Below are 11,124 nucleotides of genomic sequence, written 5' to 3'. Positions count from 1 at the left end.
ACCAAACAAGTGAGGTGTTTTTTGTCAATACGAGTAAAATTACTGAATTCTTCTTACGCGCTCAAGGGGTTAACCCATTTTTCTAGGTGCGAAAGTTGAGTTATTAAGATGAAGAATGCCCTATTAAAATATTGTGAGATTGACTCCGCATTAGTTGATTATCTGTATGCTTGTTACTTGGATAGTAATGTACTTGTTGAAGAGTTTCTGGGAATTGCAGATGAAGTATATAACTATTTTGAGAACGCCTTAAATGCAATGGCTGCTTCCAGAACTTCCTTCGGCTAACACCATATTGACGCTCCGGGTCACTCTGAGAAGCGAGTGACCACATCCAGCCCCATAAGCTCGTCAGGACGTCACTGCGTTAGGTGTTTGGCAAGCCTCACAATAAGCAGCGACTCTAATTAAAACTTAAGACTATTAAGCTAACGGGACACTATAGCTTAATAACGCCAAGACGAAGCTGCCGACTTGATTTGGCAGCTTCGTTCTGCTATACCAGCTAATAGCTTGTCAAGATTACCAGTGAAGTGATTTTAAATCATGTGATATAGTTAAAATGAGCACGCCAAATAACCCTCCAATATCCGTTCTGTCTTGGAAGGTTATGCCAATACGACTCCTTTAAATTGGACGGAATACCTTTTTGTTTTTCAAGATAGCGTACAGCCAATGGACGAGCTTATTTGCACACGCGATTAGAGCTACTTTATGCGGCTTTCCTTCGGCTCTCTTGCGATCATAGAACGCTTTGATTCGCATATTTCGGGAGCGAATAAGCCCACACTGTACAGCCATCACCAGCGCGTAACGCAGTTGCCTGGAACCACGTTTCGTGATTCGGTTTCGAGTTGCTGTGAACTTACCGGAAGCAAAGACACTTGGGTCAATGCCTGCAAAGGCGACTAGCTTTTTAGGATGATCAAATCGGTCGACTTCTCCAATTTCAGATAAAATTGTTGCAGCAATTTTATGCCCAATACCGGGAATCGACTGAATTAATTCATACTCTTCAATTTCTTCAGCCAGAGCATCTATGTTCTGTTCCAGTTCTGCAAGATGCTCTTGGTACTGAAGAATAAGGGTAATAAGAACTTTCAAATTGATTAAGTGGCTTGCATACATGGTTTGCTGAAATGGATTTTGCTTTGCCGCGTCTAGCAATCGCTGAACGCGTTGGTTAATCCAACCCTCTGAACGCCCCCGTTTCGAAGAAAGTAGTTCTTTCATCTTAGCTTTGAGTGTAATTTCATCCGTCTGCAAAACTGAATATGAGGTTGGAAATTCACTTAAAAACCGTAATGAAATACGGGAATACATAGCTCCAAAAACGCCTTTGTAAGCTGGGAAAACCTGATCTAAAATGGCTTGGAATTGCAGCTTCGTCTGTACACACATCTTTGAAAGAGACTCATATTGTCTTGTAAGATAGCGCAGATTGAGAAGTTGCACACCTCTTTTCTTAAAAGGTTCGAACTCTTCCTTGTAGTACAACTCTCCCAATAGGTAAGCATCCGCAGCATCCGTCTTAACTTTACGAAGTTGGGACTTTCTAAGCCGGTTTGAGATGAGCGGGTTAATGACAATGTAAATATAGTGATGTTCTTCTAAGAACTGAACAACGGGACTTTGGTAATGGCCGGTTGCTTCTAGAATAAGCAAAGGACGTTGTTTGGATGCAGATTCAACGTCCTTTAAAACTTGATAAAGATCTGCTAAACCATCACGAGTGTGCTCGAAGTGGAATGTCCCTCTGAATGGATTTCCACGCGCTAAAAAGGCTTGTCCATGGCTTTCTTCTTTAGAAATATCTAGACCGATAACTGGATTCATATCATCTCTCCCTGTAAGTTAAGATTTAACGGCATCCCCTAAGGTTCTTCTTGTCGCTCCATAGCATCACTTGTTATACGGGATCTTACGTCCCAACCAGCCTCAATCATGGTCATGACAAGTAGGGGTGAACACTATAGCGCTCGGGATCAAGTCCCACGGGCAGGTACGTTCGACCAGGCTACCTTAATCCTCTATACAAATGAAAAAAGGATCAACCAGAAAGAACTGGTTGATCTCATAATACGAACGGGCAGTTTAGTTTAAGATCAAACACGGTGAACCGTAACATAAGTAGTGGCAAGTTTTTTTATTTTGGGTTGGTGCGTCTTAGTGACAAAAACTTGGATTATAGTCAGAACGGGGTTCAAGCACGTGGCGGGTCGGGTAAGGGGAAACATATGACAAGGATGCCTGCGGAGAATCTTCCCTCTGCCTGATAAGAAAGAAAATGCCCCCTCCGCTATTTTGGCGGAAGGGGCCGGTTCCTTACATCAAAAACAGCAATCAGGATGTTGTTGTTCTTTCCGCCAGTGTAGTAATCGACTCAATGTCTTGATCGGTTAATAGATCTAGAAAATGCTTGCGTATTGCCTTTGAGACTATGGGAAGGGCTTCGTCTAAGGCTGACCTTCCGGCGGAAGTAATGATGACTTGAACACCGCGATCTGTGTCTAGAGGTTTCCTCAGAACTAGTCCTCGTTTTTCCATCCGCGTTAGGTGATGTGATAGTCGGCTCTTATCCCAGTCCATCGAGTCAGCTAATTCCTGTTGGCGAAGCTTACCATTGCCAAATTGGACTAGCCGGTCTAATACTCCAAAATCACCCTCTGAGAGTCCTGTGTGTTCAGACATTTCTTTTACAACGCGACCGAAGATTCGTTTAAAGGAGCCTTTCCACATATTCCATATCCGCATTTCATCTTCGTTAAGTTCGTTTATATCCATACGAATATAATATCATGGTTGACGCATCAACCACAAGGTGTTACTATGTTCCCTAGGTTGATATGTCAACTTAAAGGTGTAACGCCTTCCCCTACAAATATATAAGGAGTGTGTTATTAAATGGAATATGTGAAGCTTGGACGCAGCGGGTTAGAGGTTTCGAAGTTAAGCCTTGGAACCATGAGTTTCGGCGTACCTGAACGCGGCAATACTCCATGGTCTCTGGATGAGGAGCAAAGCAGACTGATTATTAAGAGGGCACTCGAATTGGGCATCAATTTTTTCAGTACCGCCAACATGTATTCCGACGGAACAAGCGAAGAAATCCTCGGGCGTGCCTTAAAGGACTTCGCTCATCGTGACGAAGTCGTCATAGCTACAAAGGTATTTGTTCCGATGCGCAAAGGTCCGAATGCTATGGGACTTTCCCGCAGGGCCATCATGACCGAAATTGATAATAGTCTAAGACGACTCGGAACAGACTACGTCGATGTGTACCAGATCCATCGGTGGGATCCAAATACGCCGATTGAAGAGACGATGGAGGCTCTTCACGATTTAGTTAAGGCGGGCAAGGTCAGATACCTCGGAGCATCTTCCATGCGGGCATGGCAGTTTGCGAAAGCTCAGCATGTTGCAGAGCGCAACGGTTGGACACGGTTCGTCTCTATGGAGAATAGATTAAACCTGCTCTACCGGGAAGAAGAAAGAGAAATGCTCCCCCTTTGCAGAGACGAGGGAGTTGGCGTCACTCCTTACCTGCCTTTGGCTGCAGGCCGGTTAACTAGGGATTGGAATGAACAGACCTCACGATCCGAGAATGACCAGATAGCTAAAGCGTTGTTTATTAAAACGGAAGAGGCTGATCGTAAAGTAGCAGAGAGAGTTGCGGAAGTTGCTGCTAACCAAGGAATTCCACGCGCACAAGTTGCTCTTGCATGGTTGCTGCAAAAAGAAGAGATCACCGCCCCAATTATAGGTTCGACCAAGACCAGCCATCTCGAAGATGCCGTTTCGGCGTTGTCGGTTAAATTGACACCTGAAGAAATTACCAGTTTAGAAGAACTTTATGTACCACATCCATTAGTATAAATTGGACACATCTATACAACGAATACTATGTATTGAACTCTTCATGGATACGATCCATGAAGAGTTCATGCATGGAAACTCCCACGAAAGGGGAGCCACAAAAGGTGTTTGTAACACTTAAGAATTCTACGGCAGTTTCAAAAACATGGCCGCTTCAGCCATCGCGGTGAACCGTATCATAAGTATGGGCAAGTTTTTTGGAGAAAAACTCGCAGGAGCCTGTATTTACAGCATACAGACCATAGTAGCAGGGTAGGTCACGCTCCGATCGGAATGGTGAGTAAACAGGCTACTGCGAGTTTATTTGTGTTATATATTGATGATGTATCTGGAAGGGGACTTTTGCCGATTCACAGCAAATGCCCCTTTCCGCTATTTCGGCGTAAGGGGCCAGTTCAAAAAAATGCTGTTGCACTTGCGGGTTGAATTTGAGTTCTATGCTTCGCCTGTCTTTTGGGACGCCGAAGTGAATCTGCCTGATGAAATTCTGGAAATGGTCTTCTGTGTTTCCGGGGGAGAAGAGAGCGGCAACGAGCGGAATTGGCCCAGCAATTGCTGCACCTGCTTCACTGGGATAGGGTCAGAAGCGCATTCCATGAGCCGCTGCTCTACGTTAATTTTACGCTGAAGGAGGCATTCGTTCTGTTCCTTTTGTAAAGGAACCACGTTCACGGTCCGATCTTTATTCAGCTTCCGCACAACGTCCTCCACAATTTTCGGCTTCTGGGCGACCTTGGCAAGCCGGTCGAGCACGTACTGCTAGACGTCGTCTGCCTTGACGGAGTTGGAACTGCATACTCTGCGTCCACGCGGAAGGCGGTGCAGACGTAGTAGCGTCTTACCACTTTCCTTCCGTCTAGGGTATCGGAGACACGATGCGCTCCAAGGGGACAGCGCATGAGGTCAACCAACAGGTAGCTATACTCTTTAGTATTATTAGCTTATGCAAAACGGAATAAGGAGTGGTTGTAATGAAAGAATTGACATGCATCGTTATTGGCGGAGGATATGCAGGTATTAATGCAATTAAAGCGATTTGGAAAACATTTAAGGGTCAAGAAAGTAAACGAAAACTCCGACTTATTTTAATCGATAAGAACTCTTATCACTTTCGTAAAGTATTGCTTTTTAAGCCCGCGGTCGAATATGAAGAAATTACTATCCCTCTGACTAGGTTATTTCCCGAAGGGGTTGAATTCGTTCGAGCTACTGTAACGAAAATCGAATCAGAGGAAAGAAGGCTACTTTGTCAGGATGCTGAAGGAAATAAGAATTCGATAAAATATGACTTCCTCGTTTTGGCGGTAGGCAGCGTCGTGCGGCAACCTGACCCTGAACAGGGGGGGGTGGCATTAGCGAGTTTAGACGCTGCGTGGAAGATCCGAGAGGCGTGGCGCGCGAATATAAAAAAAGCCGTAAAAGAAAAAAGCGCGGAAGAACGTCAGAGATTAATGACCATTGCCGTTGTTGGAGCGGCTGCCTTTGTTCATCTAACGGAAGGTTAGTTCAAATATGCAGGTGACCTGCGTTTTCATATTAGCGTTTTGGCATTTTGCTCTCATCCATGTACAGCAGATTCCAGCGGTGACCGTCCAGGTCGGCAAATCCTGCGCCGTACATCCAACCGTCAGTCTCACTTGGCTTGCCAAAGATGTTTCCTCCGGCAGCCTCTACTTTTTGGATAAAGGCATCTACTTCTTCTCTGCTTTCAGCACCAATGGAGAATATTACTTCAGCGTTATGGGAAGTATCTGCGGTTTTTGAACCAGTAAATTTCTCAAACGCCGCATCCGGGAACAGCAGAATTGTTGTTTGACCTATAACAAGCTTAGCTCTCTCGTTCCCAACACTCACCGCTTGGAATCCAATCTCATTGAAAAAGGCAGTTGACCTCTCAACATCTTTGACTGGCAGGTTAATCCAAATCTCCTGTGACATGGCTGTAGCCTCCTAATATATTTTCATTCCTACTATACTCTACTTCTGGCAGCAGAAGCGATCTCTTTCGCATCTCACCTTTAGTTGAAATACTCGATAGTTTTCTCAATAAATGCCTTGGCCGATTTTGTCAGAAAACGGTCGGACCGATGAATGATCTCGAAGTGACGATATGGCGGATCGTCTGTAATTCGGATACAGCGTAATGTTGGTTCATTCATTGCTTGGATCAAACGGTAAGGCAGCAATGTTCCTCCGACATTGGCTTTCACCAAGCTAATAATGGAAGTTGCCGAACTGGTCTCCATGATCGTATCTAAGCTGAATCCATATTTACGACAATAGCCATCAACCAATTCTCTGCCTGTAAATCCTTCGGGGAACATCACAGTTTGGATATTACGCAGTTCCTGGATTACGATCGTGCTTCGTTCAGCCCAATCATGATTCTCAGAAACGACAAGTACATATTCTTCACTGCACAAGGGAATGCGTACAAGCCGATCATCTGGAGCAGAGGTGATCTCGATCCCGATGTCTACTTCATTATCCAGTACTTGATTCAAGACGTAGATCGATGAGATAACCTTCAGCTGCACCTTGGGGAATCGCGTATGAAAATTCACGAGCAATGGGGTGAGCCGGTAGTCTAGATCGGAAGGGAGAACACCAATTACCAACCGACCTCGTTGATCATTGCGTAATTCAGCTAACGCATCCTGGGTATTCTGTAAATGCCGAATCATCTGTACACAGTGCTCCAAAAACAGATTTCCTGCTTGAGTCATCACAATCTTTTTGCCGACTCGGTCAAATAAGGGAACTCCGAGTTCATCCTCGAGCGCGCGTATTTGTTGACTCAACGTAGGCTGAGATATGCCAAGCTTCTCAGCTGCTCGTGTAAAATGAAGCTCCTCACACACAGCAATGAAGTTTTCCATCTGACGAATCTCCATAAGAATGACCTCTAATCATTGGTTTTAGTAATCATTTTAATAGAAACAATAGTATTGTTCAATCATTCTAATGATTCTATACTTAATCGTGCACCGACCAAAGATCTGTTATTAACAAAAAGGGTCATCGGTGAATGCATCGATACTACTACCATGAGGTGATTCATAATGAAAATTTTTTATATCGTCTTGGCGCTTATTCTGGCTTCACTGAATTTACGCCCCCCCATTACATCCATTTCTCCTCTAATGAGCACCATCCAGAATGATTTGGGTATAAGCGGGATTACCGCCAGTCTGTTAACCACACTTCCGGTATTATGTATGGGTATATTTGCTCCGTTCTCCGTAAGATTAAGTAGAAAGTGGGGAAATGAGGGCGCGATTGTTCTGGCTTTAATTCTCATTGGGTTAGGTACGGGATTACGATGGTTTGTTGGTACAACTCCTTTGATGATGTTCACTTCTTTTCTATCCGGTGTAGGGATTGCATTGGCAGGGCCGCTCTTGTCCAGCTTCATTAAGCAGTACTTCCCTGACCGAGTGGCATCCATGGTGGGTATTTACTCTACAGCGATGGTGATGGGGGCCAGCATTAGTGTGGGACTATCGGTCCCGCTACAGCATACGCTGGGTGGTTCGTGGAGAGGCTCGTTGGCTGTATGGGCATTACTCGCAGCTATTGCATTGCCGATCTGGTTGAGACTAGCCAGGTCTGCTCGCACAGATCGCCAATCCGGTAAAATCTCGAGTGTACTCAATGCACCACTTCCGGTGAACAACAGACGTGCCTGGGTGCTGACATTATTCTTCGGGCTGATGGCAGCGATCTTCTATTCGTTGACCGCTTGGCTTGCGCCAGCGATCCAAAGCCAGGGGTATAGCCAAGAGACTGCCGGCAAAATCCAAACTTTATTTACATTGATATCGCTGCCCTCTACTTTGTTCATTCCGATGCTTGTACATCGTTACCAAAGACGTGTATTCTGGCTTGTCGGGTGTGCTTTATTGGAGTTGATGGGTGTCCTGATGCTTAACCTATCCGTTAGCCCCTGGCTCGCGGCGATTCCACTCGGTATTGGGGCGGGAGGGCTGTTCCCGATTGCACTGATGTTGCCCATTGATGAAACAAGTAATGCTCAGGAAGCCAGTAGCTGGTCCGCAATGACCCAATCTGGTGGCTACATTCTCGGAGCGCTTGGGCCGCTAGCCATTGGCTGGCTGCACGATGCAACAGGCAGCTTCGTTCAAGCATTTTATGGATTGGCTGTAATCATCGTGTTTCAGATTATCGTTCAAATGGCTATAGGAAATAAAAAAAGTTCTCCATCCATTTCTCGTCTCCATTAAAGGTTTCGTGTGATAGCTTCATGTTGTTCAATTAGTGAAGTTGTGCTTGCATGGACCTGTGAACGTACGTGGTGTAATTCAACTAGCGGGCAGGATAATGGAAGTGATTTGTAGAAAAAAACCTATAAATGAAAATGACAAAAGTGGACAATTCTACCGACAGTTGAATAAAGCGCCTGTGAAAATTCAACCACCGCTTGATAGGATTGCGTTTGAGGAAATGCTATGCTGTTTTCGACAGTGCGCACTGTACATTTTGTTTTATTGGAGGTATACAATGCTCGACTTGCGTAAAATTGGAGCTTATATTTCGAAGCTTCGCAAAGACCAGGATTTGACCCAATTGGAACTTGCCGATCAACTGAATGTAAGTCATCAAGCGGTATCGAAATGGGAACGGGGCGACTCGCTACCGGATATCGGGACGCTTCCGCAGTTTGCGAGGTTATTCGGCAAAACGGTAGATGACATTTTAAATGCAGGAGACAACGCAGAAAATCGGGAGCACCTTCACCTAGGAACGATCGTTGAGGAGATCGCAGAGAACAGGCCGGACCAAGTTGCAGAGATGGTCAATACCGGTGAGATGAAGGTGGAAGAACTTGTTGAAGTAGCACCGTTTGTAAAAGCAAGCGCTCTGCATAAGGTTACAGAACGATTAGACAGCAGCGTCCTTAAGTTAGACGTGATCATGCGGCTGGCACCGTTCCTGGGAACAGATACATTGGATGAACTGGTTCGTCAGGCAGAAGAGGGCGAAATTGTGTGGAATGTCATTACTGGACTCGCTCCGTTCGTCAGCAGCGACACATTAAGCCGACTGGTAGATAAATCGATTGACGGTTCCTTAGAAGTGCACAATCTTGTTGGAATTGCCCCTTTTCTTGAAAGAGAACATGTAGATCGGTTGGTTCAACAAGCAGAAGAGGGTAGCTTGAGCTGGCATTTCGTTCAAGGGCTGGCACCCTTTATTAGCAGAAAAACGTTAAGCCGCTTGGTAGACCGGGTTGCAGATGGCACTATTGATGCGAACCGGATCATAAGCCTCGCCCCTTTTCTGGACAGGGAAAGTCTCGAGAAGTTAATTAGTGGAGTCGAAGCTGAACATATTAGCCCAGATCTGCTGGCAAGCCTTGCTCCTTTCGTCGATCAAGGGACATTGAGCAGAATGGTGACAAACTTATTAAATAAAGTAAAGTAGACACGTTAATCGGAGATTGGTGATGCATAGGCAATGGCGTTAAGCTAACAGGAAACGTTAGTTCAATAAACACGATAAAGGCAGCCCGTCAGTAAATGTGATCGGCTGCCTTTATTCAACTAACGGGCAAGTTACCTTAATCAACTAAGTGGTGGATAAAATATAAATATAAGAGTTCTCTCCCGAACTATTAGAAAAAGTCATGGTACGATGTCCTTATTCGGTTGTTTCAGGGGGAGTGAGGAAAACATGTTAAATACTCATGATGTTGCAATAGAAGCATTAACTTGTTATTCAATTACTTATCAATCAATAGATCATATTGGTCAAAATGCAAACACTATCTATAAAGTGACAGATGAAGAAAGTAACTGCTATAGTTTGCGGATACATCTATCAAAAAATGATTCGATGGAAAGGATTTGGTCTGAGGAAAAAGTCATTCATTCAGAAATGCTTTGGCTAGAATCATTAATAAATGATACTGATCTGGTGTTACCGTCACCTATAAAAAATAACATTGGTGAATATGTTACTAAGATAGCTGACATGAACTGTACATTGGTAAAATGGGTGGAGGGTGAGCAAAAACAATTTGTTCCAACAGTCAATGATGCCGAGTACGTAGGCGAATTGATCGGAAAGCTTCATAAACAATCATCTATTTGGAAGGTTCCGCAATCATTTACTAGACCATCCTTTGATAATACTAGAATTTCACAATCATCAGAAAAGCTCAAACAGCTTGCTGACGGTGGTGAGCTCAATAAAAATGATGTGGCAATCTTGCAATTGGCCGGTGAGCGTGCAATTTTAATGATGAATGATATAGAAAGAACACCTGGCAACTGGGGGGTAATCCACGCAGACTTAATTCCAAGTAATTTTCTGTTTCATAAACAAGAAGCTAGAGCCATTGATTTTGGAGCTTGCGGGTTCGGATATTATTTATTCGATTTAGGTTGGACACTTTCTTATATCCACCCAGCGTTCAGAAGCCAGTTGCTAGAATCATACGCCAAACAATTCGACCTGCCTCATAACTATGTTCAACAGTTAGAAGGCTTCTTTGTAGCGGCCCAACTCGAAACAATGAATTTTTGGCTTGGGTTGCCTGAATCTAATGAGTGGTTACCCAGTCACATTAGTAGATTAGCAAGTCGGGAATTTAAGTTATATGTAAATAAAGAAGAATTTCTTTTTAGTGGGACTCCTTACTGGGAATAGTTTGTTTAATTAACGGGAAACGATGGCTCGATAATCACAATCTGGCAGCTGCGTGACCGCCTGCCTTTTGCTCGATCTTGACCGTATCGGACCGTATTGCAGCTATTTCAGCATATGGGTTCATATTGCGAAGGTTTCGGACTGTATAGCTCTTATTGTTCATGATTTGCGTAGAAAAGAAGTACATTTGAGAGAATAGCTGCAACTGAGTCCGATAGTGTGGCAAAACGAGCTGAATTATGGAAATAAGAGCAACTGAGTCCGAACAGTTGGTGAAAAGAACGCCGCCTGCAAATTTGCTCCTAAACGTGCTACCCAGTGTTTAAACTAGCCGTCTATAGCTCAAGCTAGCTACATCGTGAACGGAATTAGCTACCTATAGCTCAACCTAGCTGCACCGTGCGATAATTTAAGGATGGGCAAAGGGTGAAAACGTTTATTGGCTTATTACGCACCAATTAAACCTTGGAAAGAAGCTTAATATAAATAAGAAGGCAGCAGATCAACACGATCAGCTGCTTTTGTTCATCTAAGAGAAATTTCTCAAATAAATAAAAGCATCCCTTGACTTTCCCC

At 44.3% G+C, this 11,124-nt stretch carries 10 protein-coding genes and 1 pseudogene; 6 read left to right on the top strand and 5 right to left on the bottom strand.

Features of this window, described 5'->3' with window-relative positions; genetic code table 11:
* Positions 1 to 99: 99 nt before the first annotated feature.
* A pseudogene (locus tag MKZ09_RS24870) lies at positions 100 to 288 on the top strand (nucleotidyltransferase); the annotation flags it as partial.
* Between the two features lie 339 nt (positions 289 to 627).
* On the opposite strand, the gene MKZ09_RS24865 reads toward MKZ09_RS24870, so the two are convergent.
* Positions 628 to 1,836, bottom strand: a complete 1,209-nt coding sequence (locus MKZ09_RS24865) for an IS110 family transposase (RefSeq protein ID WP_076208644.1) — start codon at positions 1,834 to 1,836, stop codon at positions 628 to 630.
* A 507-nt stretch (positions 1,837 to 2,343) separates the two neighbouring features.
* A complete protein-coding gene (locus MKZ09_RS24860) occupies positions 2,344 to 2,784 on the bottom strand; it encodes a MarR family winged helix-turn-helix transcriptional regulator (RefSeq protein WP_042193018.1) in 441 nt (146 codons plus the stop codon).
* 120 nt (positions 2,785 to 2,904) lie between these two features.
* On the opposite strand from MKZ09_RS24860, the gene MKZ09_RS24855 reads away from it, so the two are divergent.
* On the top strand, positions 2,905 to 3,876 hold the full coding sequence (locus tag MKZ09_RS24855) for an aldo/keto reductase (RefSeq protein WP_076208645.1): 972 nt from the start codon (positions 2,905 to 2,907) through the stop codon (positions 3,874 to 3,876).
* A 435-nt stretch (positions 3,877 to 4,311) separates the two neighbouring features.
* Here MKZ09_RS24855 and MKZ09_RS24850 read toward each other — a convergent pair whose 3' ends face one another.
* Positions 4,312 to 4,575 (bottom strand): hypothetical protein, encoded by a 264-nt coding sequence (locus tag MKZ09_RS24850; protein WP_076208646.1) that lies wholly within the window; start codon positions 4,573 to 4,575, stop codon positions 4,312 to 4,314.
* A gap of 272 nt (positions 4,576 to 4,847) precedes the next feature.
* Between MKZ09_RS24850 and MKZ09_RS24845 the strand changes: the two genes are divergently transcribed.
* Positions 4,848 to 5,381, top strand: a complete 534-nt coding sequence (locus tag MKZ09_RS24845; RefSeq protein ID WP_076208647.1) for an FAD-dependent oxidoreductase — start codon at positions 4,848 to 4,850, stop codon at positions 5,379 to 5,381.
* Between the two features lie 31 nt (positions 5,382 to 5,412).
* Here MKZ09_RS24845 and MKZ09_RS24840 read toward each other — a convergent pair whose 3' ends face one another.
* A complete protein-coding gene (locus MKZ09_RS24840; protein WP_076208648.1) occupies positions 5,413 to 5,814 on the bottom strand; it encodes a VOC family protein in 402 nt (133 codons plus the stop codon).
* 80 nt (positions 5,815 to 5,894) lie between these two features.
* Complete coding sequence (locus MKZ09_RS24835; RefSeq protein ID WP_232061427.1) at positions 5,895 to 6,755, bottom strand: LysR family transcriptional regulator; 861 nt, start codon at positions 6,753 to 6,755, stop codon at positions 5,895 to 5,897.
* A gap of 183 nt (positions 6,756 to 6,938) precedes the next feature.
* Here MKZ09_RS24835 and MKZ09_RS24830 point away from each other — a divergent pair, with 183 nt between their 5' ends.
* From MKZ09_RS24830 to MKZ09_RS24820, 3 genes are all read left to right on the top strand, one after another.
* Positions 6,939 to 8,120: an MFS transporter gene (locus MKZ09_RS24830; protein WP_076208649.1), complete on the top strand. Its 1,182-nt coding sequence runs from the start codon at positions 6,939 to 6,941 to the stop codon at positions 8,118 to 8,120.
* A 277-nt stretch (positions 8,121 to 8,397) separates the two neighbouring features.
* Positions 8,398 to 9,321, top strand: coding sequence for a helix-turn-helix transcriptional regulator (locus MKZ09_RS24825; RefSeq protein WP_076208650.1), 924 nt, complete (start codon positions 8,398 to 8,400; stop codon positions 9,319 to 9,321).
* A gap of 249 nt (positions 9,322 to 9,570) precedes the next feature.
* Entirely contained in the window at positions 9,571 to 10,548 is a 978-nt protein-coding gene (locus tag MKZ09_RS24820; RefSeq protein ID WP_076208651.1) for a phosphotransferase enzyme family protein, read from the top strand.
* Positions 10,549 to 11,124: the final 576 nt, after the last annotated feature.

The sequence above is a fragment of the Paenibacillus sp. FSL R5-0908 genome, from assembly GCF_038006245.1.
In the GTDB taxonomy this organism is placed as follows: Bacteria; Bacillota; Bacilli; order Paenibacillales; family Paenibacillaceae; genus Paenibacillus_AQ; species Paenibacillus_AQ odorifer.
Note: the sequence above shows the minus strand (reverse complement) of the source record. Positions and strands in the feature narration are given on the sequence as shown.

Bases quoted from the DNA above. Each gene is read 5' to 3' on its own strand.
- MKZ09_RS24865 (WP_076208644.1), bottom strand. From the start codon at position 1,836: ATGAATCCAGTTATCGGTCTAGATATTTCTAAAGAAGAAAGCCATGGA.
- MKZ09_RS24860 (WP_042193018.1), bottom strand. From the start codon at position 2,784: ATGGATATAAACGAACTTAACGAAGATGAAATGCGGATATGGAATATG.
- MKZ09_RS24855 (WP_076208645.1), top strand. From the start codon at position 2,905: ATGGAATATGTGAAGCTTGGACGCAGCGGGTTAGAGGTTTCGAAGTTA.
- MKZ09_RS24845 (WP_076208647.1), top strand. From the start codon at position 4,848: ATGAAAGAATTGACATGCATCGTTATTGGCGGAGGATATGCAGGTATT.
- MKZ09_RS24840 (WP_076208648.1), bottom strand. From the start codon at position 5,814: ATGTCACAGGAGATTTGGATTAACCTGCCAGTCAAAGATGTTGAGAGG.
- MKZ09_RS24835 (WP_232061427.1), bottom strand. From the start codon at position 6,755: ATGGAAAACTTCATTGCTGTGTGTGAGGAGCTTCATTTTACACGAGCA.
- MKZ09_RS24830 (WP_076208649.1), top strand. From the start codon at position 6,939: ATGAAAATTTTTTATATCGTCTTGGCGCTTATTCTGGCTTCACTGAAT.
- MKZ09_RS24825 (WP_076208650.1), top strand. From the start codon at position 8,398: ATGCTCGACTTGCGTAAAATTGGAGCTTATATTTCGAAGCTTCGCAAA.
- MKZ09_RS24820 (WP_076208651.1), top strand. From the start codon at position 9,571: ATGTTAAATACTCATGATGTTGCAATAGAAGCATTAACTTGTTATTCA.